Genomic DNA, 23,555 nt, shown 5'->3' on the forward strand with positions numbered 1-23,555 from the left:
AAGGATGGTTTCAAATACATTTATAAAAAGGCCGGTAACCGCAATTGTTATATCATTGGTATTAATGATAGCGGGACTGATCTGCCTTTTCAATCTGGCGGTTGATCAATATCCCAATATATCGCCACCAAGCGTATCGGTAAACGGATCGTATACCGGCGCTGATGCTCAAACAGTTGAGCAAAATTTAGCTACGCCTATCGAAGAGCAGGTAAACGGCACACCCGGTATGGAATACATGACCAGCACCAATACCAACAGTGGCAGCATGGGTATACGGGTTACCTTTAAAATAGGCACCAACGTACATATCGCGGCGCTTAACGTTCAAAACAGGGTTGGCATTGCCGCACCTTTATTACCTTCTGTGGTAAGTAAGCTGGGACTAACCGTACGTGCCAGTAACCCCGACCAATTGATGTTGGTGGCAATTTACTCGCCTAAAAAAACTCACAACATTACCTTCCTGGATAACTATACCAATACATTTATTCAGGATGCCATACTCCGTGTTCCTGGTGTGGGCGATGTTAGTGCACGTACTGATAATTTCAGTATGCGGATCTGGATGAACCCGGATAAAATGGCCTCCTACAGTTTAACTCCTGCCGACGTAACAGCCGCCCTGGATGCCCAGAATGTGTATGTTGCCGCAGGTTCAGTCGGCGCTCCGCCACAACAATCCTCACAAACTTTTGAAACAGGAATTTTGGTAAATGGGATGCTCAGCAAAGTTTCGGACTACGAAAAAATTGTGGTCAAGAGCATTCCCGGAACCGGGCAACTGGTTTACCTGAAAGATGTGGCCAGGGTTGAACTGGGCAAGTTCACTTTCTCCAGTAATGCCTTTGTTGATGGAAACCGGGCATCAACCATACAGGTATATCAATCACCGGGAAGTAATGCCTTGCAAACCGCCGAGAATGTTTACGCGGCGCTTGCTAAGCTAAAAAAATCCTTTCCAAAAGATGTGGATTATGTGGTTCCCTTTGAATCGATAACTATCATTAAGGTATCTATGCAGGAGGTGATAGGAACTTTGGTAAAAGCATTGGCTTTAGTAGCCATTGTGGTATTCCTGTTCCTTCAAAACTGGCGTTCAACGCTGATCCCTATACTGGCTATCCCGGTATCCATCCTGGCAACCTTTATATTTTTTATACCACTGGGGTTCACTATCAATACATTAACTATGTTCGGCTTTGTATTGGCCATTGGTATTGTGGTTGATGATGCCATTATTGTGGTAGAGGCGGTACAGCATTATATAGATGAAAAGGGCTTGTCGCCCAAGGAAGCTACCTATCAGGCCATGAAAGAGATCGCGGCGCCGGTGATCGCGATAGCATTGATCCTGGCATCGGTGTTTGTACCGGTAGGTTTTATTCCGGGTATTGTGGGTCGTTTGTATCAGCAATTTGCCATTACCATCGCTATATCGGTTATGCTTTCGGCTTTTGTTGCATTATCATTAACACCGGCGCTTTGTACCTTGCTTTTAAGACCAACTCCTCCGATAACTGAAAAATCGAACTGGCTTACCAAGTTTTTTGATCGCTTTAACCATGTGTTTGAAAAAGCAACCCTCAAGTATACCAATGGTGTTCACCGCAGTATTAAGGGGGCCCGGTATATTGTGATCATACTGGTGTGTATTTGCGCGGGTACTTATATCATGTTCCGGCTTAAACCATCCGGGTTTGTGCCGGCAGAAGATGGCGGACGTTTATATGTAACCTACCAATTACCCGAGGCATCATCAACTATTCAATCAGTTAATGTGATGGAGAAACTGATGAAAATAGTAGCCTCAACGCCTGGCATATTGCATTATACGGCTATATCTGGTTTTAACATATTGAATGGCGGTGCCAACTCCAATAATGGATCCATGTTCTGTATGCTTACCCCCTGGGACGATCGTACCACCCCGAATACCAGGGTGCCCGGACTGATGAATGTGATCAAACAAAAAATTGCCAAAGCGGGTATCAAGAACGCCAATGTGGTTGTGGCTCAACCCCCGCCTATCAGGGGTATAGGTCAGGCAGCCGGCTTCAGCATGCAGATTGAACAAGGCAACACCACCGACGATATTTATGCTTTTGAAAAAGTGGTTAAAAAGTTTGTGGCAGCGGCAAAGGCCAATCCCGCTACTGCAGGCGCCTATAGCTATTTTTCGGCACATACGCCCAGCTACGAGCTTAATGTCGATCGTGAAAAGTGTGAAAAGTTGGGCATTAATATCTCGGATGTTTTTTCAACCATGCAAGCCTATATGGGTAGTTTGTTTGTCAATAACTTCACCTTATATAACCGTACCTACCACGTGGTTGTACAAGCCGATACCGCTTACCGGGCGCTTATATCCAATATGAACAAGTACTATGTGCATAATTCTGCCGGACAAATGTTGCCTTTAAGTACGGTGATCAGCTACAAACCTATAGTGGCGGCTCCGTTGATAACGCACTTTAATATCTTCCGTTCGGCTGAAGTTGATGGTTCTATACCTACGGGCTATAGCAGTGGGCAGGCTATTGAGGCATTAAAAGAATTGGCTGCAAAAACATTACCGCGTGGCTATACTTATGAATTTTCAGGCTTAAGCTATGAGGAGATCAAAGCGGGCTCAACCACGGTGTATATCTTCCTCTTTTCCATCGTTTTTGTATTCCTGTTCCTGGCTGCGTTGTACGAAAGCTGGTCGGTACCTTTTTCAGTCATGCTCGCGGTTCCCATCAGTGCTTTTGGCGCTATCCTGGCGCTTACAGCTGTGCCTACGATCACCAATAACGTATATGCACAGATTGGATTGATCACCTTGATTGGGCTTTCGGCAAAAAACGCGATCCTGATTGTTGAATTTGCCAAAATAAGGGTCGACCGCGGAGAGGAACTGATCAAATCGACACTTGAAGCCGTACGCCTGCGTTTGCGTCCCATCATCATGACCTCTTTAGCCTTCATTTTAGGGGTGTTACCACTCGTTTTGGCAACAGGCGCCGGCGCCGAATCAAGGAATACCATAGGGGTAACCGTTTTGGGTGGTATGATCGCCTCGTCAACCATTTCCATATTTATTGTACCGGTGCTCTTTGTTTTATTTACCCGTTTCTCTTACGGAAAAAAACAACTGGCGTATTTGCAGGAGCATCATGAAGAATTAATGGAAAAGGCCCGAAAAGTAGAAGCTCAGAATATTGACCCCGAACTGGAATATGATATTGCTGAAGCGAATGAAAAACACAACTATGACAAGCAAACAGCAAAGGATAATAACAAATAGTGTAGCGATCTATGAAACCATCATGAGCTAAAGTTCACAAACCGGAATGAGTAAACCGGCTCATGATAGCTTCATCACCATTAAAAAAAACAATTTACTCTGATGAAACACACACAGCTGATATCAGAAAATTTAAGACTGATCAATTATTTATATAATAAGAACCTCGCCAAAGAATTATCTTCTATTAAGATAAATCATCATTTTGAGGTATTACTGATTTTGGCCAAACAAAAGGGGCCGATCACACAGAATAAATTAGCCGAATTATTGCATGTTGATAAATCGAGGGTGGTGAGTATTGTTTTTTCATTGGAGCAAAGAAAGATGCTGATCGTGAAAACAAACCCAGCCGACAGGCGTCAGCACTATATCTCTTTATCTCCACATGCCTTAGTGTCCATTCCGTTTATCGAAACAAAAATAAAACAGGTAAATGAATTGGCTAATACCGGCATCAGCGAAGAAAAATTAGATACTTTCTTTGAAGTGGCTGAAGCGATAATGCAAAACCTGACAAAAAAGGAACATTGAACTTTGCAATGGCTTTTATAAAAGTATAATATTTCCCGGTTTACAGTCAGGGTGATCTGCTGTTAAATGTGTCATGGTGCTAAATACTTACCATGAAATATTTAACAGCAGATTTTGGATGCCAACACCTTGGATAATACCTATGTGGTTAAATGATATGGAGGGTGCCTACAGCCGGAAGCCAGCCACTTCAGCATACGTACCTATTTGTTTAAATCCATTTACGCTGAAATTTTAAAAATATTTCTTTGTATTGTTCAGAAACATAAATGGTTGTATCACGGATCTGTACAGCGTTTTTTGTCACCGCTTTAATTTGATTAAGAGACACAATAAAAGAGCGGTGTAACCGCAGAAACCTATCGGCGGGAAGCTTTTCTTCCAATGTTTTCAAACTGCTAAGTGAAAGGATGGGCTTTGGTTCATCGGCAAGATATACTTTAACATAGTCCTTCAGCCCTTCAATATATAAAATATCATTCAGGTTAATCTTAACCACCTGGTATTCCACTTTTAAATAGATATAGTCATTTTGAGGCAGATCTACTTTATTAACCGGCACAACCACATTACCGCCTCCATGCTCCAGACCATCAAAATAGTCCAAAGCCTTTGCTGCAGCCCTTGAAAAATCGACAAAATTAAATGGTTTTAAAAGATAATCCAACGCCTCTACTTGATAGCTTTCCAGCGCGTACTGGTCATAAGCGGTGGTAAAAATAACCCTCAGGGTTTTTCTTCTCATAGATGCTTCGAGTATTTTGGCAAGTTCCATGCCGCTTAAATCAGCCATTCTGATATCCAGAAAAATCAACTGAATATCGGGTTCTGTATGTATTACCTTTAAGGCCTCTACCGCACTCAAACATTTGGCAGCCAGCTTTAAAAAAGGAGTTTGGGCAATGTAAGACGCGATCAGGTTTAAAGCTATCGGCTCATCATCTACAGCTATGCAGTTAATTATCATTGGAGATCGAGTTTTAACCGAACAATAAATTCGTTGGGAGTTTTGTCATTTCCTGCTTTTAATTCATATTTACCGGGGTAAAGCAGATCCAGCCGTCGCCGGGTATTAGTCAGCCCGATACCATTACTTTCCTCCATGTGATCAGCTTTTTCTAAAAAAATTGAGTTCCGAACCTCTAAATTTAAAACAGATCCTACCTCGGAGATATCGATATCAATATTACTGGGATGTACGCTGCTGATACCATGCTTAAATGCATTTTCTACAAATGGTAAAAATAGCATGGGAGCTATTTGTGTACTTTTAGAAATGCTGGTTTTTTTAATGGTAACCTGCGTCTTTTCCGTTAATCTCAATTGCATCAGCCTGGCGTAGTCTTCAATAAAGGCGACCTCTTTATCGAGCGTTGTGGTGCCGTTTTTTGTATCATATAATACATAGCGCATCATGTGAGAAAGGGTATAAATAGATTCCTGGGCCTTTACAGTATCTGTCTCCGTTAGTGCATAAATAGTATGCAACACATTAAAAAAGAAGTGAGGATTAATTTGGGTTCGCAGAAAAGACAATTCAGCAGTAACTTTTTCCTTTTCTGCATTTTGAACCTGAAACTGATCATTCCTGATTTTATTGCTTACACCCGCTATAGTACTTACACCTGCTACCATCAGGCTAATAATGATCAGGCCAAAATCTACTGCAGTCAAAACAGTTGAGCCGCCGTTTTTGTTGATAGCCTTTTCAAGTGCCTGATGCAGCCCAACGGCCCTGTCGTATTGATTATCAATAATCACAATGACGGAAATCGCAGCCAATAAAAAGACGAAAAAGCGACCATTATGCCCCTTGTACAAAACTTTGGGAACAAGTATTTTCAGATTTAAATAGAACAAACCCAACCATAATACAAATTTATTGACCTGGTCTACCCAAAATACTAAGGGGAACGATACTGGAAAAGACAATGGTAACAGTATCACTGTCAGTAGTCCTATAACCGTTAAAAAATGTATGGAGAGTAAAAATTTTCTTAGGCTGCTTTTGGGCATTTTTTTGATTTAGGTTTAAATATAACGATATGTAGCCTGTAATTAAAAAATGCGCTCCGGTTCTCACCCCGGAACGCAAATCATTATTCAAATAATGATATCAACTAAAAATCTGCCCCGGGATGATCTCACACATACCGGAGCAAGGATGTTTCCGGGATGCTACTTTATTGCATCATCAGATATGTTTTCTTACCATCTTCAACGTAAACATGAATTTGCTTTTTAACAATTTCTAAACCGGTTAACGCAGTTATGGTATAATTTCCATCTTCAAGTGCTCCAATCCGAAATACTTTTCTGTTTCCTGCAACCGAAGTAATCTTGCCTTTATATAACACATTATCGTCACTGTCATTAATAAGAACCAGTGTTTTGGCAGCGGCATTCTTGTTAAGTTTAACCTCGATACCGAAGTTGGTTTTGCCTTGAATGGTGACAGTATTGCTTGTAGTTTTTTCGTCGTTTTTTTCTTTAGCAGTGGCAGCGAACAAACCGGTGCTTAGTACTAAAAATAATGCTGTTAGTTGGATTAACTTTTTCATGATCTTAAATATTTAATTTTTTTTGTTATCTATTGATTTGATACTCAAAGTAACGGTCAATAAGGCAAGCTGTAAAACGCGATAGACCAGATGGAAAAACATATCGACAAACTGGGTAAAACTATCGCTCGGTTACCAAATCAGCCCGGTTTATGGCTTTATAGGATAAACCATCGGTAGAATAGCCAATTTGATAGATCAGGAGAGGCATTTGGGGGATTTACACAGTTGATCTCTGTTATTACTTATATGAAATAAAAAAGGATAAAATCATATGATTCTATCCTTTTTTATCTCTAACCGATCTGAAATTATTCAGGTCTTGATTTCATCGTTACTGCACCTTATGATTGCTGTTAAACAGATCTCTGAATATTTTCCAGCCGGCCTTTGTTCGTCTCCACAATTTCAAGTATTTACCATCGTCCAAAAGTTTTCCCTTCAGGTCAAAAACCTGCCAGGTACCTTCTTCAGTTACATATTCCTTACTGTCGCCGTAAACATTACTGGTTTGGAACTTCACCCCCTTAACTTTTCCCGCTGCAAACGTATCTTCAAAATCTTTTTTAAGCGCTTTTCTGCCAGATATAGGAGGCGTGTTTGGGGCTAACAAGGATGCGTCTTCGGTGTAAAGGTTGACAATAGACTCGTCATTTTTTTCGAACAGGTTAAAATAAAGCGTATTGATATTTTCAATCGCCTTTTTAACTGCGGCTAAACCCCGGGTAGTAGTACTTTGAGCCTGGCAATTATCATAAACGAAAAAGAGGGTTATACATACGATTGCCGTTATTAGGTTGTTTTGTTTCATGATCCTTTAATTAATTGAATAAATAATGAAAGCAAAATTACCCCTTGAAAAAGAGTATAAATTGTAAAAAACGGAACAATCAATTATGGAGGGTTACAAAAAGATCGGTTGAGCTTTCCGGAGAAAACTGCGAGGGCGTTGAGCCGGTGAAAAACTTAAAGTCTTTTATAAAATGCGACTGATCGAAATAGCCGCATTGATGTGCGATTGTAGTAAGTGATGAATTTTTACCCACAACAAGGTGAATACTTTTTTGAAACCGGGCTATCTTAGTAAACAAATTGGGGCTAAGACCCGAATAATTTAAAAATATTTTCTGCAGGTAGCGGGATGAAACACCGTATCGGGACGCGACTGAGTTAATATTTTCAAAAAAGTCATCTTTGCTTAAATCATGCATAATACTGTTTACCAGTGCTAAGCGGGTAAATTTATTCAGGAAAAGGGAAAGCCTTCGCAGTAAAAATTCTTCTATTAGTTCAATTCTTCGATCGATAGATTTGGCTTCCCACAATTTCGAATGCAACAAAGCGATCTCTTTACCGCCTATATCTTTAAAATCAATTACCTGGTCATTAAATTCTTCTATCCGTTCATTGAAAAAACAAGCCGCTGTATGTGTAAAGAACCGGATGCCCAACATGGCATGTTTTCCGAAAGAAGTAAAAGTGAAGGGCTGGATGGTTTGGCCCCATAACTGTACATCGGGCTGGGTTATCAGATCACCATTGATGAGTTGTTGTGGACCGTCATCCCCCAAATTAAACATGATCTCGATAAAACCCGTCGCAAAAACTTTATCCTGGGTAAATACAGCAGTATCCGTTTCACATACAAAGTAACATTGTACGTAATTTTTTAAAAAGTTACTCGGACTGAATTCTCTGTAGTGCATATATAACTAATAGCTATATCTAAGTTAATATAAAGCAAACGCATTTTAAATAAAGGTAGATATTTTGAAGCGCGTCGCTACCGCAAGCGTCCCGCTTGTGGGCATCATACCAAGTAACTGAAGACCTTGCACATTTACCACAAGCGGGACACTTGCGGTAGCGGAGGACGCTTGCGGTAGCGGGGAAATCAAATTCATTAATATAAATTTTATAACTTATTTATAACCAGCCTATTTGTTTATTTTTTCACAATAAATTATCTTATATTGTGGGGACTTATTAACCTTATCAATAAATCATGAAAAATATACTCCAATTTTTGGCATTAGCTTGTCTATTGACCTCCTGCTGTGCCAGTAAAATCCCTGTTAAACCACTTAAAGAAAGAACATTAGGTGACCTTGTACAAGCTGTGCAGGATCAATATGCAAAGGCACAGGGTATATTAAATAGCAAAAATATAAAGATTGATATAAGCGAAGCTGATCTAACTGTTAAATTGTCATCAGTATCAACTGAAAATGCTGATGTGGCTATTTGGATTATGAAGCCGTCAACTAAATTCATTCAAACTAAAACCACATCGGTTACTTACACCTTATCAAAAGACAAATCTCAATTAGGTGGTACCGCAAAAAGCCTCGCGGTTGACGATAAATTATGCAACCTGATCGTTGACGCAGCCACTAAATTTTCAAAACTGGACAACACGATAGGAACTTTAACAAAAGATAGCTTTTCACTTGATATTGTATTCGCAATAGAAAATGATAGCGCTGTTGGTTTTACTTTTACAATCCTTGGTGTCGGTGCTGATGCAGGATATGAAATTGATAACAGTGTAGAACATGAATTAATATTAAAGTTTGTTCCAACGAAATAAGTCAGACAATCTAAAAGAATAAAATTATGCCAATTAATAAAGAATTGATTTTCAACATGCAGGCTCAATTGCAGGGTAATTGGTGCTGGGCGGCAAATGCCGCTAGTATTTCCCATTTTTATGATACAGCTTCAACATGGAGCCAATGTGGGATTGCATGTAATACGTTGATGCGGGCCGATTGCTGTCTTGGGGGAAGTCCAAACCCTTGTGACCAACCCTGGTATTTAGACCGGGCGCTTGGCACAACAGGTAATTTTCATGCTCCGACAATTAATAATCCTTTGTCTGAAAATGATATGATGGGACAAATCGATAGTGGGTGCATAATCGGTGTTCGTATAGGTTGGTCGGGCGGGGGTGGGCATTTTGTGTCAATCTATGGCTATAACTCAACAGGTACTGATTTTTTTGTTTATGTAGGTGATCCTATTTATGGCAATTCAATCGTAAATCTTAATAACTTTACTAATAACTATCAAGGTTCGGGAAGCTGGACCCATAGCTTTCTAACAAAATCAATTGTAGGAGGAATGCTTCAATTTACAACAATTAATGAAAATCTCGTTAGACAGGCTAATCTGTTAAAAGAAAGTATTCTGCTTACAAATGATGGAAAAGCAAAACCTTCTACATTAGAACCCAAGGATTTTACCATTCCGCATGATGTATTTACCGTAAGTTTAAATTCCTTAAAAGAAGGTAATCGGGAAATTCATAAAGATGGCTTTCGCGTTGTGGAATCAGGAAAAAAAGGAAAACAGAAAATGTACGACTACAGTGATAATGGGCCCAATGCAAAAATTCAACAAATTATTGAAGAACACACTTTCGAACAAAAATATGAAAGCGTTATTGAGAGGGTATTTAGCTCGCAAAGCAACAACCGGGATGTATTTTCCTTACGAACTATTCGTCAACCGGAACTTAAGATAGAAGCGTTTTGGGTGCACAGCGAGACACATCCTGAAAGAGATACATTTATTCCTATTATTACATCATCAATACTTAAAGCAAATGAAACTTACGGTGAATCTGATTTTTTTAAAATATTAGAAAATGCGGCTAAAAATAGAAGTATATACACTGATGATCTACTGGGCGGCTGATAGAACCCGTTTCAGCCCTTAGTTGGTGTTATCACTGCACCATATAACCCGAAAGCCTCTCATTTCCATGCGAGGCTTTTGCGTAAATGATGGGGCTCGAACCCACGCTCATCAGCACTATGACTATTACGATATTCTATCGGACATTTATAAAGTTGGGGCAAGAAGCAAGCTCAGGTGCCCCAAAGATGGTTTACAGTGTAAACCCCAAAAATGGCACAATAATTATTAACAAATTGATTATCAATTAAATATATAAATGCAAACCATAAAAAGTGTAAACCATGTAAACCCAATTTTAAGCTTTAATAAGCACCTAGTTTATCAGACGCTGCACCGCATACAACAAGCTGGGGTTGACTATAACGGCGTAACCGCAATGCATGATAAATAGCCACTTTTTCCAACTGGGGCTGAAAGATATACCGGTATGCTGTTTTTCCACACCGTTGGCACCGACTTCTTTTGATAAGTAGATTGCCCGGCGATATATACATCATTATTAATTACAGCAATCCCGTACACATCTGCAGCAGATCCGGAAAGGAAGTTTAATTTATCATTTTTAAAATAGCCTCCTCCTTTTTCTGTGAAGCAGGCTACGTATACATCCGGCCCGCTTACTGCCAGTTTGGTGGCTAATATGGCTATCGTCCCGTCACCTAATGTAACAGGTATGCTGTTTTTCCAATAAGTAACATAAGCTTTGTTCAACTTTGGGTAGGAGGCCGCTACGTATACATCACCGTTTTGCACCGCAATATTGCCCGCATAGCCAGGTTGGCTGTTAGGGAGTGTTGCAGGTACAAAATTTTTCCAAAAAGTTGGTCGCCCCCCGGTATTTCCTGAAATATAAATATCGGATCCCTGTATCACCATGCCTTCTGTCGAGCCGCCTCCCCCATTAACACCCTGTAGGACGAACATTTGCCCATTTTTCCAGTAAACAGCGCTAAACTCAAAAAATCCGGTTACATAAACATCGTTTCCCTGTACAGCAATACCTGATGTTGAAGCACTTGTAGTATTGTCCGTTAAATTTACCTGTACCCCATTTTTCCAGTAGGCTGCAATATAGTTACCATTTTCGTCCTGTACGTAGCCTGCAGCATAAACATCATTCCCTTGAACAGTAATGGCGTTTACTGAGGCTGTTTTTTTTATGTGTGTAAGAACTACCGGAACCTGATTTTTCCAGTATACGGCCTGGTATGCGTTAGCCAATGAATCGAAAACAGTACCACCTACATAAACATTCGCGGTATATTTGGGGATTGTATCCTTAGGGATTGTGTCTTTAGGAATTGTATCCCTGGGAACTGTTTTTGTAGTATCTTTTGGAGTGATCTTAGCTAACAGATCTTTGAAGTCATTTTTCTTACATGCAGCAAATAGCAACGTTAAGGTAAGTGCCAGGCACGCGACAATTTTATTATTTAACATGATAAGTGTTTAGTAGGCTTAAATATAGGCTTTTTAAGCAATTACTTATGATCAAAAAGGCCCGCCTTTTCATTCAGTTTATGGTCGGTGTTATCACCGCGCCGTTTTGTGGGCGAATTGATTGAAATAGGCAGTTTTTCAAAAATACTCAATGATATTAACCTTAGGATAAAGAAAACCCATTTCTTCAAATCTCACGAACCGCGTTTAAATACATTAAACGCGGTTCACTATTGCGTTTCCATGCAATAGTGGTACTTTTTGAGTTAGATCCCCTCCTGGTCACCCATAACGAATGTACACTACTCTATACTAATATTATGGCTATCTCATGTATGAGTTCATGGGCATCATTTTTAAATTTCTCAATGATGCTTTGTTTTTCAGATTCTTTCTTTTTGCGTAAATCCAGCATACTCCGCTCAAAACTGCTTACTTCCATTCGCCGTTTTTTAAATGCATCTTTTACAAATCCAATTGCACAATCTCCGACTTTATTGATCTCATTTTCTTTGGCAGCAAGGGCTAACCTAACCTCGACCATAATTAAATTTAACTCGCTCATAACATTTTATGATTAACTATAAATTAGCTTTTTCAATCTGTTTTTTTTCTGCATGATACAAGGCCAGCTTCAAGCCATTGTCTAAACCATATATATCCTTGTAGTTAACAAGTTCTCCCTCCTTTATCTCGCAGGTTATATATGTGAAATTTACGGGACTATAATTCACTTTTATTTTTTCAACATCCAAAGACGATAATAAAGCGGACAATTCTTTGCTCTTTAACACTAGAATATTGAACGGTTCTTCCGTCGCTGTTTTGATCTGCGGAATATTGTTTACTTCCTGTAGATTTTTTCGGATAGCGGGTGTAATATGAAGTATCGGTTGCCTATGTACAACTGACATTGTCATTATAGCCGGATAGATTGACTGTTTTGCCAAAGCCTGTAGTACTGATTTGCTCATCTTCAATTTAAAATGATAGTCGTTGTGCCGCAAATGGATGGTTAAGACCCGGGATGGAATATTGATTTCCATTACTTCTTTTCTACGGGAGCTATACCAGCGTAAACGCTCCATATTGATAGCCATTCTTTGAATCGCTCCCTCCGGAAATTCATAGCAATCACCCGTGTATAGTCCTGTTTCCAGGTACATCTGATACTTTAGATCATGATAGATTTTGGATTTGGGCTGCACCAGTGTGATGGTCTTTTTAAATTCTTTACTTTTAAGTGCATCATTCAGAACAACCAGGGAATTGAAAACTTCACGCTCATTTGCATCAATTTTTCTTGCGGTATAATCAGGATTAAACCTTCCGTAATGCAGGTTATTTTCAAACGTAAGTATGGCATCTGTTAGCCAGATATCGAACATTGCTTTTCGTTCATTGCTCACCTTGGCAGTACTCAAGGTAAGTAAATTCAATTCATCATATAAGAGCTTGTTAGGATGATAGTCTGCATGGTTTAAGCCATATTGAACAACACAATCCAATAATAACATCGCATCGGTTGCATGCGTTTTAACTGTGTCGGGTGCAACCCAAACTAATTTATGACCGTTGCTTTTATAAAAACGCAGCACAGATAGTGGGTAATACAACTCTTTTTGATGCATTTTGATCTGCATCTGAATAGAAGCTGCCATGCCTGTATCAACCAATATGACAGGTGCGGCCGCCACCGAAAGTGCTAAAAGGTTTAACAGGGCAAGTAGATAACGGGTTGATCTTAAAAAACTTTTCATCATAACTGGATTTGTTGTAAAGATCCGGCTAACAGGTGTTTTAATAAATGATATCCGTCATTTAAAACATTGACGATCAGCAGAAAAAGGGATCTGTATCCTGATCTATAGTTTTCATATTTAATGTATCCGGTAAGGGTGCCAGGCAAATTGTGTATTGCTTATAGCAGCTTCTTCTACCAATTGAATATTACTATAAACCAGGTTTATATGGAGGTCTTCATAATGATCCATCCGGTATTGCAGCAGTTTTGGCAAGCTTGCCTCTCCTTCTGTGATCAACTGTTCAATATACCCCAGCGCACCCGCTTTCGCCCTTTCCATCGCCTGGCCTATATCTGCATATTGATCGTAGCCTTCCCATCCGGGCAACAGCGAATAATCGCTATTGCCCGTCAGAACTCCAGGCCGGGGTTGTAAGTCATTGACGGAAAAAGCCTGTAAAGCGGTATCATTTTTATTTACCCTGTAATACCGGTAATAATGATGCTGTTTTAGCTGTGGGTAATTATCGTTGATTATGCTTTCCATTTCCAGTTAAGTATTTCGGGCATATCCTTGCCGTGAGCATTGATGTAGTGTTTGTGTTCTATCAGTTTATCAAGCAATAGCTGTTTGAGGTAAACACCTTTGCTGCCGGTTTGTGGAAGACGGTCTATCACATCAATCACCAGGTGAAACCTATCCATCTCGTTCAGTACCGTCATATCAAATGAAGTGGTAATGGTTCCCTCCTCTTTATAGCCGCGCACATGCATGTTCACATTGTTTGCCCGGTTATAGGTAAGGCGATGCACCAGCCAAGGGTAACCGTGAAAAGCGAATACAACCGGCTTATTGGTAGTAAATAGCGCATTGTAATCGGTATCGGTTAATCCATGAGTATGTTCGGTACTTTTTTGCAGTTTAAACAGGTCGACCACGTTAACTACCCGGATCTTCAATTCTGGTAAATGTTCACGTAAAATGGAAACTGCTGCAAGCGTTTCTAAAGTTGGCACATCACCACTACAAGCCATCACCACATCCGGCTCTGCCTCCTGGTCGTTACTTGCAAAATCCCAGATGCCTATGCCACGGGTACAATGTTCAACCGCCTGCTCCATATTAAGCCATTGCGGTGCTGGGTGTTTACCCGCCACAATCACATTTACATAATGATAGCTGCGCAGGCAATGATCCATTACTGATAAAAGACAATTGGCATCTGGTGGTAGATAAACGCGAACGATGGTAGCTTTTTTGTTTACCACATGATCCAGGAAGCCCGGGTCTTGATGGGTAAAGCCGTTATGATCCTGACGCCATACAGTAGAGGTTAGTAAAATATTCAGGGAAGCGATCCTTTTGCGCCAGGGAAGCTCCAAACTTGTTTTCAGCCATTTGGCATGCTGGTTAAACATCGAGTCGACGATATGAATAAAGGCTTCATAACAATTAAACAGCCCATGCCTGCCTGTGAGCAGGTAACCTTCCAGCCAGCCTTCGCACTGGTGTTCGCTCAGCATCTCCATCACACTGCCGTCTGCCGCCAGGAATTCATCATGAAGTTCTACAGGTGCATCCCACTGGCGGTTGGTTGCTTCAAATATAGCATCCAGCCTATTGGATACCGTTTCATCCGGACCGAAGATCCGGAAATTACGTTCCTCCTGGTTCTCTTTGATCACATCCCGCAGGAAACGACCACTTACAAAAGTGTCGCCTTCGCCGTCCGCGCCAGGACTTTCCACTATTGTGGCATAATCCCGAAAATCGGGCAAGCGCAGGTCACGCAACAAATTACCGCCATTGGTATACGGATTGGCCCCCATCCGGCGATCGCCCTTTGGTGCCAGTTCAGCCAGTTCAGAGAACAATTTTCCTTGTTCGTCAAATAATTCTTCGGGGTGATAGCTCTTCATCCAATCTTCCAACATTTGTAAATGCTCTGGCGGTGCTGATGCCGAAACTGCCAGTGGGATCTGATGCGCCCTGAAGTTGCCTTCAATTTTATAACCGTCTACCTCTTTCGGGCCTGTCCAGCCTTTGGGCGACCGCAAGATGATCATCGGCCAGCGCGGGCGTATTCCGTTCGGGTGTTCGGCATCATATTTTACCTGTTTTATCCGATCAACCGCATAGTCCAGGGCTGCTGCCATATCCCGGTGCATCTGCTCAGGCTCATCCCCCTCCACAAAGATGGGGTTCCAGCCATAACCACGGAACAATTGCTCCAGCTCTTCATGGGTAATGCGGGCCAGAACAGTGGGATTAGAGATCTTATAACCGTTCAGATGCAAAATAGGCAACACAGTTCCATCGGTTAGCGGATTCAGGAACTTATTAGAATGCCATGCAGTTGCCAGCGGACCGGTTTCAGCCTCACCATCACCCACTACGCAGGCTACTACCAAATCAGGATTGTCTAATACAGCACCAAAGGCATGGCTCAATGAATACCCCAATTCCCCACCTTCATGTATCGAACCTGGTGTTTGTGGTGATGCATGGCTGGGTATACCTCCGGGATAAGAAAACTGAGTAAACAGCTTTTTAAGTCCGTCCTCATCCTGGGTAATATTAGGATAAACCTCAGTGTATGTACCCTCCAAATAAGTACCTGCTACAACAGCCGGCCCGCCATGACCAGGACCTGAAACATAGATCATGTTCAAATCGTATTTATTGATGATCCGGTTAAGATGCGTGTAAATAAAATTCTGTCCCGGCGTGGTACCCCAGTGCCCAAGTAGCATGTTTTTCACATGTTCCAACTTCAAGGGTTCTTTTAGTAATGGGTTGTGCCGCAAATACAATTGCCCCACCGAGAGGTAATTTGCCGCGCGCCAGTAGGCGTGCATTTTTTGCAGTAATTCCGCAGATAATTCCTCGTCTTCTATAATCGATAATTCAGTTTTCATTTGATTGATGTTTAAGAACGGTTTGTGTACGTTGTGCGATCATCGCTTCTTCATTAGTTTTCATCACCAGTACGTTTACCTGGCTTTTTGCCAATGAAATATTTTTCTTGTTATCGTAATTTGATTTTTTATCGAGATTGATTCCTATGAATCCCAGGTCCAGGCAGATACGTTCCCGGATAACAGCAGAATTTTCGCCGATGCCCCCGGTAAAAACCAGCAGATCCAATCCTCCCATGGCCGCTGCAAGTGAACCAATAAACTTACGGGCCTGGTAACAGAATATGGTGATGGCAGCCAAGGCTTTGGGATCCTTGACTTCCATTTCTAATAACTCCTGAATATCACTTTTACCCGCAATAGCCTTTAGTCCGGAATCTTTACTCAGTAATTCATCCAATTGCGTAACGGTAAGTCCTCCTTGTTTTAACAGAAATAATATGACACCCGGGTCGAGATCTCCGGAACGGGTGCCCATCACCAATCCACCTATTGGACTTAAACCCATAGTTGTTTCTATACAGGTTCCGTATTTTACTGCGGCCATGCTGGCCCCGTTGCCCAAATGAGCAATAATGATTTTCTGTGCTTTTATCTTTACCATATCGGCTTTCAGCTTCTGCATGATGTATTCATAAGAAAGCCCGTGAAAACCGTAATGCAATAACCCTTGCTCCCGATATTTGGCAGGAAGCGGATAATATTTAGCTTCATCGGGCATATTGCGATGAAAAGCGGTATCAAAACAGGCTACCTGTGGTAATCCTGGGAAAGCGAGTTGAAATATTTTAATCGTTTTAAGCTCATCTGGCAAATGATTGGGTGCCAGATAAACAAACTGATGCAAGTTTTGCAGCAAAGCTTCTGTGATTAGTTCTGGTTCCCGATGATTCGGGCCGCCCTGTACCAGGCGATGCCCAATGGCTAACAAACTGTTTTTATATTCACTATTTTTCAACCAGTGAATAACTGCCTTTACAGCCGCGTCCAGATCTTTAAAACCGGTGGTCTTATGTTCAATGGATTGTTCGCCCTTCCTGATGTCAAAATTACCTTCCGCGCCGCCAATAGCATTTACAGTACCTGTGCATTCCGGCATTAATGAGCCGGAACTGTGTAAACTGAACTTTAGGCTGGATGAGCCACAGTTGACGCTTAGAATATAGGACGGTTGTTTATTTGTCATATAAATTGAACATAATAGAGGGTATCAGGATCAGCAACAAAGCTACCGGCCACGTCCCTTGTTAAAAATGACTGCAGATGCTACAACAAATGATACATATCATTAATTAGGCGCAGCTAACCAGACAGGGTATTTTAACAGAAGCAACAGCGGAAGGAAAAGCTTAAGGAGTATCATAAGTTCAAGGAACCGGAATGACTTTTGTTTCAGCTATTAACTAATAAAGATCAGCTGTTGGTTAAAAAATGATCTTCGTCACTTTTCTGCATGAAACTAATTACTTGTTGTGTGATAGCTTATGCTGATATTTGAACAATGGCCGTTCGGCCAAATCTGCTTATGGAGAATGCGGCCCTTTTACGTGCGATAATTGACAATGCTATTGATGGTATTATTACCATAGATGCGCGGGGTAATATAGAATCAATCAATCCGGCTGCATGTAAACTTTTCCAATATTTGCCCGAAGATGTAATAGGTAAAAATGTATCAATATTGATGCCACCGCCAGATAAACAGCAACATGATGAATATCTTGGCCGTTACCAACGTACCGGGCATGCCCATATCATTGGTATTGGCCGTGAGGTGACCGGGTTGCGTAAAGATAGTACACAATTCCCGTTCCGCCTTGCTGTAAGCGAGGTTAAATACTCAGGGCGACAAATTTATGCCGGCTTTATTCACGACCTGAGCCGTGAGAAAGAAGCTGAGCATCAACTCAAGGAGTACGCCGCCCATCTGGAAGACCTGGTTGCAGAAAGAACGCAATCGCTCCGGCATACCGTTGAGGCTTTGAGCCAGGCAAAAGAAGAAGTGAGTATATCGCTTGAAAAAGAAAAAGAACTGGGCCAGCTAAAAAGCAGGTTTGTATCCATGGCCTCGCATGAGTTCCGTACCCCTTTAAGCGCGGTACAGTTATCAGCCAGTCTTATTGATAAATACGCGCAGCCTTTTGATAACCCTAATATAACCAAACACGTTGCCCGCATCAAACAAGCTGTTGGCAACCTTACCGGTATCCTCAATGATTTTCTTTCCCTTGAGAAGCTGGAAGCCGGACGAGTGGAACCAGCATTCACTGATTTTGATCTGGTGAAATTGGCGGAAGAGATCACCGAAGAAATGCAAATGCTGGCAAAACAAAATCAAAACATCATTTATCAACATACAGGCATAAGCCATGTAGCCAACCTGGATGCCAACCTGTTGAAGAATTGTATTATCAACCTCATTGCCAATGCTATTAAATATTCGGGCGAAAACACTTTCATTGAATTTAATACGGAGATAAATGAAGTCGGTTGTCATATTACCGTTAAAGATAATGGTATAGGCATTCCGGAAGCAGATCAGAAGCATTTGTTCGAAGCATTTTTTCGGGCGCATAACACGGGCAATATTCCAGGAACCGGCCTTGGCCTCAATATTGTTGCACGCTATGCCAGCCTGATGAATGGCATAATCGACTTTAAAAGTAACGTAAACAAGGGCACTTTATTTACCATTTCATTCCCCATCAAATGAGCAAAAAAGTACTGGTTATTGAAGACAACCATGATATCCGCGAAAACATATCCGAAATTTTGCAGCTGGCTGGTTATGTAGTATTTGAAGCCGATAATGGCAAAACAGGTATTGATCTGGCCCTGAAAAACATTCCGGATATTATACTTTGCGATATCATGATGCCCGAACTGGATGGCTATGGTGTGCTCTTTATGCTGAATAAACATCCCGAAATGGCTGCGGTACCTTTCATCTTCTTAACGGCCAAGGCCGAGCGGCTTGATCTGCGCAAGGGCATGGAGATGGGGGCCGATGATTACCTCACCAAACCATTTGATGATATGGAGTTATTAAACGCCATTGAAACAAGGCTAAAAAAACAAGACAGCGTACACCAGTTATACAGCAAAGGCCTTGACCGTTTACAATCACTGGTGGCAAAAAACGATGGCCTGGCCGAATTGAAGAAGCTGATTCAGGAACGAAAAACACGCCAATTCAAAAAGAACCAGGTAATTTATTACGAGGGTGATAAGGGTTATGGTCTATACCTCGTTATCAGCGGTAAGATCAAAACAATAAAACAGGTTAATGACGGCAGAGAGCTCATGACCGGCATGTATACAACAGATGATTATCTGGGCATCCACGCCATTTTGAGCAACGAAGCTTACGCGGATACCGCCACCGCTTTGGAAGACTGCCAGCTTTGCCTGATACCGAGAGACCAATTGGATGAATTGCTTAACCTGTACCCGGAAGTGGCCAGGGCATTCATCAAACTGTTGGCTAATGATATCCGCGAAAAAGAAGAGCAACTACTGCAATTAGCTTACCATTCCGTTCGTAAAAAATTGGCTGAAGCTATCCTGCGAATTTACCGGCAACAGGATAGCGTTGAAATGAGCTTTAAAATCTCGCGCGAAGACTTGGCTGCTATGGCCGGTATGGCTACCGAAACGGTAAGCCGTACACTTGCCGATTTTAAGGATGAAGGATTGATAGAAAAAAAAGGCGGTACTATTACTATACTGGATCCTGAGCGCCTTATTAAAATGAAGAACTGACGAAGATCACTTTTTCGCCTGACGATAGGCATACCCCAAACCCCGCTTAAGCTATAATTTTGATGTAACAAAATATAGTCTGATGAAAGCGGTAGCTTATAGTATAAAACCATTTGAGAAAGAGTACCTGGCCAAAGCCAACGAAAAAAAGCATGACATCACGCTGATATCCAATGCGCTAAGCCAGGATACCGCGATCTATGCGGATGGCAAGGATGCTGTTATTGTGTTTACCAACGATGATGTGTCGGCAGCAGTGATCGAAAAACTGGCCAAATCGGGCGTTAAATATATTGTCACCCGCTCTACAGGAACCGATCATATTAACAAAGAAGCCGCTGCCCAATTTGGCATTAAGATCGCCAACGTACCCTCCTATTCTCCACAGGCCATTGCCGAACACGCGGTGGCCATGGCATTCGCACTAAACCGTCATCTGGTTACGGCAGATCAGCATAGTCACCATTTTGATTTCAGGAACGATGAACTGATCGGCTTTAATTTCGCCGGAAAAACGGTGGGCCTTATTGGCTTGGGTAATACCGGCAAGGCTGCTGCTAAAATATTTAACGGAATGGGATGTAAAGTTGTCGCTTATGATCCGGCGTTTCCGGCTGATGTACCTTACGTTCACCCTGTTACTTTAGATAAGCTGTTGATCTCTGCCGATATCATATCCCTGCATTTACCCTTAACGCCTGCAACAAAGCACCTGGTAAAAAGAGAAACCATTGAACGGATGAAAAGTGGCGTTATGCTCATCAATACATCAAGGGGTGGGCTTGTTAGAACAACAGATGTAATAGCAGCGCTAAAAAGCGGCAAAATAGGCTACCTCGGCCTGGATGTTTATGAATTTGAAAAAGGCCTGTTTTTTGAAGATCACGAATGCGACGTGGTCAAAGATCCTTTACTGCACAGCCTATTAAACTATCCCAATGTACTGATAACGCCTCACCAGGCTTATTTAACTAAGGAGGCATTGCAGGAAATAGCAGACCAGACCATTAAAAACCTCGATCTATGGCAGTTGAACAAATGCTTAGGTAAAGCATGTGTTTGCCAGAAAGACTGCAGGTCTATTGATAAAGCACAATTGTAAAAAACATTTATATGCCAGTTCCAGAAAACATTGATCTTACCACAAAGTACAACGTGGCATTACCCCGTTATACCAGTTACCCAACTATACCTTATTGGGAGGTTGCTGCTTTTAATAAAAATGATTGGAAACAAACAGTAAAGCGATCTTTTGAGGAAAGCAATCAGCAGGAAGGGATAAGCCTTTATATCCACCTTCCATTTTGTGAAAGCTTGTGTACGTATTGCGGCTGCAATACCCGTATCACCAAAAATCACCGCGTTGAAGAGCCATACATTAAGGCGCTGTTGCTGGAGTGGGCAATGTATAGGAATATTTTTGGTCGAAAACCCATCATCCGCGAGCTCCACCTTGGCGGCGGCACCCCAACTTTTTTCAGTCCCAAAAACTTAAAAATGCTGATCAATGCAATACTTCTCCATACAGATCTTCATCTGGATGCTGTGCTTAGTTTTGAGGGGCATCCCGCCAACACTACTGTAGACCATTTACAGGTATTATATGATCTTGGCTTTCGCCGGCTGAGTCTGGGCATCCAGGATTTCGACCCAAAGGTTCAACTCATCATTAACCGCCAGCAAAACTTTGCACAGGTGCAGGCAGTTACCTGCAATGCGCGCTACATTGGTTATACATCTGTTAACTATGATCTCATCTACGGCCTCCCATTACAAACCTTGCAGGGTTTAGCTACCACCATACAACAGGTAGCCGAACTGATGCCCGATAGGATAGCTTTTTACAGTTATACACACGTTCCCTGGATAAAACCTGGTCAGCGCCGTTTTACAGAAAATGACCTGCCAAATGCCGAAGCCAAAAAAAAGTTACATAAAATCGGTCACGCTTTATTGAATGGTTATGGTTATTCGGAGATAGGCATGGATCATTTTGCATTACCCGGCGATGAGCTTTTCACAGCCATGAAAAACGATAACCTGTATCGAAATTTCATGGGTTATACCGACTTGCACACGCCACTATTGATCGGGCTTGGGGCATCAGCCATAAGCGATTCCGGCTATGCCTATGCCCAGAATGTAAAAAATGTGGAAGAATACCTGCAGCTGTTAAAACAGGGAGAATTGCCGATATTTAAAGGACATTTGCTTACTGCAGACGACCGGGTGATCCGTAAACACATCCAAAACATCATGTGTACAGGCGAAACCACCTGGAATCATCACCTGGAGCCCTGCGTTTCACTATTTGCTGGTATAGATCGTTTACAGCTTTTGGCCGATGACGGGCTGATAGAACTCAACTCCTGGGGATTGAAAGTTACTCCATTAGGGAAAGGATTTTTAAGAAACATCTGCATGGCATTGGACGTACGCTTTTGGGCCGATAAACCTACTGTTCCGATGTTTAGCATGGCTATATAATAAAAAAGGGAGAACCTGACTTAGATTCTCCCTTTTTTATTATGATGGTACTATGTATCAATTGGGTTTAGCAATCTCCAATACTACCCTACCTTCTATCTCCCCCTTTTTCATCTCCTCAAAAACCGAATTGATATTCTCCAGCTTAGCTGTATGAACTGTTGCTTTCACTTTACCATCCAGGGCAAACTCAATTGCTTCTTGCATATCTTTCCTTGTCCCCACAATAGAACCGCGTACTGTATAGCGGTTGATTACCGTATCAAATATCGGCAGATCGAAACTTCCTTTTGGCAACCCGTTTAAGGCGATAGTCCCTTTACGCCTTAAAGCAGAAATACCTTGCTTAAAGGCAATTGGCGAAACCGCTGTAACCAGTACGCCGTGCATACCACCGGTTTCTTTCTTTAAAAATTCGCCCGGATCCTGTTCTAACGCATTGACGGTTAAATCGGCACCTAAACTTTTAGCAAGGTTTAATTTATCATCTGCAATATCTATCGCCGCTACATGCAAGCCCATAGCCTTGGCATATTGAACGGCCAAGTGGCCCAAACCACCTATACCCGAAATAGCTATCCATTCACCGGGTTTAGCTTCAGTTTCCTTTATCCCTTTATAAACGGTAACACCCGCGCAAATGATGGGTGCCATTTGCGTAAAGTTGATATTAGCCGGAAAGTGGGCAACATACCTTGCATCGGCAGTAACATATTCAGCAAAGCCGCCATCTACGCTATAGCCGCCATTTTGCTGTGTATCGCATAAGGTTTCCCAACCAGTGATGCAAAACTCGCAGCAGCCACAGGCGCTGAAAAGCCAGGGCACGCCCACAATATCACCTTCTTTTACATTTTTAACACTACGTCCCAGTGCCACTACATAGCCTAAAGCTTCATGCCCTGGGATCAATGGCAGTTTAGGTTTGGCGGGCCAGTCACCCTGGCAAGCGTGCAGGTCTGTATGGCATACACCACACGCTACCACCTTCACCACTATTTGATTTTCACCGGGTTCTTTTACCGGCATTTCTTCGATATGCAGCGCTTTTCCAAATTCATGGATCACCGCCGCTTTCATTTTTTTAGGTAACATATTTTTTTGTTAGGATAGATTA

The 23,555-nt window shown here is 41.8% G+C and carries 20 protein-coding genes; 8 read left to right on the plus strand and 12 right to left on the minus strand.

From position 1 onward, the window contains the following. Window positions 1-4 precede the first annotated feature (4 nt). Both AC57BQ_RS14715 and AC57BQ_RS14720 read left to right on the plus strand, forming a co-directional pair. Window positions 5-3,289, plus strand: coding sequence for an efflux RND transporter permease subunit (locus AC57BQ_RS14715; RefSeq protein WP_496407005.1), 3,285 nt, complete (start codon window positions 5-7; stop codon window positions 3,287-3,289). A gap of 102 nt (window positions 3,290-3,391) precedes the next feature. After that, a complete protein-coding gene (locus tag AC57BQ_RS14720; RefSeq protein ID WP_496407006.1) occupies window positions 3,392-3,823 on the plus strand; it encodes a MarR family winged helix-turn-helix transcriptional regulator in 432 nt (143 codons plus the stop codon). A 211-nt stretch (window positions 3,824-4,034) separates the two neighbouring features. On the opposite strand, the gene AC57BQ_RS14725 is transcribed toward AC57BQ_RS14720, so the two are convergent. The 5 genes from AC57BQ_RS14725 to AC57BQ_RS14745 form a co-directional block, all read right to left on the minus strand. Further along, window positions 4,035-4,790 carry a LytR/AlgR family response regulator transcription factor gene (locus AC57BQ_RS14725; RefSeq protein WP_496407007.1) on the minus strand — a complete coding sequence of 252 codons (756 nt, stop codon included), beginning with the start codon at window positions 4,788-4,790 and terminating at the stop codon, window positions 4,035-4,037. Further along, a complete protein-coding gene (locus AC57BQ_RS14730; protein WP_496407008.1) occupies window positions 4,787-5,689 on the minus strand; it encodes a sensor histidine kinase in 903 nt (300 codons plus the stop codon). Before AC57BQ_RS14730 ends, AC57BQ_RS14725 begins: the two co-directional genes overlap by 4 nt. A gap of 317 nt (window positions 5,690-6,006) precedes the next feature. Continuing rightward, entirely contained in the window at window positions 6,007-6,384 is a 378-nt protein-coding gene (locus AC57BQ_RS14735; RefSeq protein WP_496407009.1) for a hypothetical protein, read from the minus strand. Between the two features lie 334 nt (window positions 6,385-6,718). Continuing rightward, on the minus strand, window positions 6,719-7,195 hold the full coding sequence (locus AC57BQ_RS14740; RefSeq protein WP_496407010.1) for a YybH family protein: 477 nt from the start codon (window positions 7,193-7,195) through the stop codon (window positions 6,719-6,721). 79 nt (window positions 7,196-7,274) lie between these two features. Further along, on the minus strand, window positions 7,275-8,090 hold the full coding sequence (locus tag AC57BQ_RS14745) for a DUF6597 domain-containing transcriptional factor (RefSeq protein WP_496407011.1): 816 nt from the start codon (window positions 8,088-8,090) through the stop codon (window positions 7,275-7,277). Between the two features lie 299 nt (window positions 8,091-8,389). On the opposite strand from AC57BQ_RS14745, the gene AC57BQ_RS14750 reads away from it, so the two are divergent. Both AC57BQ_RS14750 and AC57BQ_RS14755 read left to right on the plus strand, forming a co-directional pair. Then, entirely contained in the window at window positions 8,390-8,974 is a 585-nt protein-coding gene (locus tag AC57BQ_RS14750; protein WP_496407012.1) for a hypothetical protein, read from the plus strand. 26 nt (window positions 8,975-9,000) lie between these two features. Beyond that, a complete protein-coding gene (locus tag AC57BQ_RS14755) occupies window positions 9,001-10,083 on the plus strand; it encodes a papain-like cysteine protease family protein (RefSeq protein WP_496407013.1) in 1,083 nt (360 codons plus the stop codon). A gap of 360 nt (window positions 10,084-10,443) precedes the next feature. On the opposite strand, the gene AC57BQ_RS14760 is transcribed toward AC57BQ_RS14755, so the two are convergent. The 6 genes from AC57BQ_RS14760 to AC57BQ_RS14785 all read right to left on the minus strand — a co-directional run bounded on the left by AC57BQ_RS14760 (window position 10,444) and on the right by AC57BQ_RS14785 (window position 17,375). Beyond that, entirely contained in the window at window positions 10,444-11,526 is a 1,083-nt protein-coding gene (locus tag AC57BQ_RS14760; RefSeq protein WP_496407014.1) for a hypothetical protein, read from the minus strand. 307 nt (window positions 11,527-11,833) lie between these two features. Next, window positions 11,834-12,091, minus strand: coding sequence for a hypothetical protein (locus AC57BQ_RS14765; RefSeq protein WP_496407015.1), 258 nt, complete (start codon window positions 12,089-12,091; stop codon window positions 11,834-11,836). A 16-nt stretch (window positions 12,092-12,107) separates the two neighbouring features. Continuing rightward, the gene (locus tag AC57BQ_RS14770; protein ID WP_496407016.1) at window positions 12,108-13,289 is read right to left on the minus strand and encodes a L,D-transpeptidase scaffold domain-containing protein; all 1,182 of its coding nucleotides are present in this window, start codon (window positions 13,287-13,289) and stop codon (window positions 12,108-12,110) included. 117 nt (window positions 13,290-13,406) lie between these two features. After that, window positions 13,407-13,817, minus strand: coding sequence for a hypothetical protein (locus AC57BQ_RS14775; protein WP_496407017.1), 411 nt, complete (start codon window positions 13,815-13,817; stop codon window positions 13,407-13,409). Next, on the minus strand, window positions 13,805-16,189 hold the full coding sequence (locus tag AC57BQ_RS14780; RefSeq protein ID WP_496407018.1) for a phosphoketolase family protein: 2,385 nt from the start codon (window positions 16,187-16,189) through the stop codon (window positions 13,805-13,807). Before AC57BQ_RS14780 ends, AC57BQ_RS14775 begins: the two co-directional genes overlap by 13 nt. Further along, on the minus strand, window positions 16,179-17,375 hold the full coding sequence (locus AC57BQ_RS14785; protein WP_496407019.1) for an acetate/propionate family kinase: 1,197 nt from the start codon (window positions 17,373-17,375) through the stop codon (window positions 16,179-16,181). The genes AC57BQ_RS14780 and AC57BQ_RS14785 overlap by 11 nt, the downstream gene beginning before the upstream one ends. A gap of 339 nt (window positions 17,376-17,714) precedes the next feature. On the opposite strand from AC57BQ_RS14785, the gene AC57BQ_RS14790 reads away from it, so the two are divergent. The 4 genes from AC57BQ_RS14790 to hemN all read left to right on the plus strand — a co-directional run bounded on the left by AC57BQ_RS14790 (window position 17,715) and on the right by hemN (window position 22,438). Further along, window positions 17,715-18,902, plus strand: a complete 1,188-nt coding sequence (locus AC57BQ_RS14790; RefSeq protein WP_496409477.1) for a PAS domain-containing sensor histidine kinase — start codon at window positions 17,715-17,717, stop codon at window positions 18,900-18,902. Then, window positions 18,899-19,951 carry a response regulator gene (locus AC57BQ_RS14795; RefSeq protein ID WP_496407020.1) on the plus strand — a complete coding sequence of 351 codons (1,053 nt, stop codon included), beginning with the start codon at window positions 18,899-18,901 and terminating at the stop codon, window positions 19,949-19,951. Before AC57BQ_RS14790 ends, AC57BQ_RS14795 begins: the two co-directional genes overlap by 4 nt. Before the next feature lie 82 nt (window positions 19,952-20,033). Beyond that, on the plus strand, window positions 20,034-21,053 hold the full coding sequence (locus tag AC57BQ_RS14800; protein WP_496407021.1) for a 2-hydroxyacid dehydrogenase: 1,020 nt from the start codon (window positions 20,034-20,036) through the stop codon (window positions 21,051-21,053). An 11-nt stretch (window positions 21,054-21,064) separates the two neighbouring features. Continuing rightward, complete coding sequence (gene hemN, locus AC57BQ_RS14805) at window positions 21,065-22,438, plus strand: oxygen-independent coproporphyrinogen III oxidase (RefSeq protein ID WP_496407022.1); 1,374 nt, start codon at window positions 21,065-21,067, stop codon at window positions 22,436-22,438. A gap of 57 nt (window positions 22,439-22,495) precedes the next feature. On the opposite strand, the gene adhP is transcribed toward hemN, so the two are convergent. Further along, on the minus strand, window positions 22,496-23,533 hold the full coding sequence (gene adhP, locus AC57BQ_RS14810; RefSeq protein ID WP_496407023.1) for an alcohol dehydrogenase AdhP: 1,038 nt from the start codon (window positions 23,531-23,533) through the stop codon (window positions 22,496-22,498). Window positions 23,534-23,555: the final 22 nt, after the last annotated feature.

The sequence above is a fragment of the Mucilaginibacter sp. BGA-UO-ETr-C110 genome (assembly GCF_059567985.1).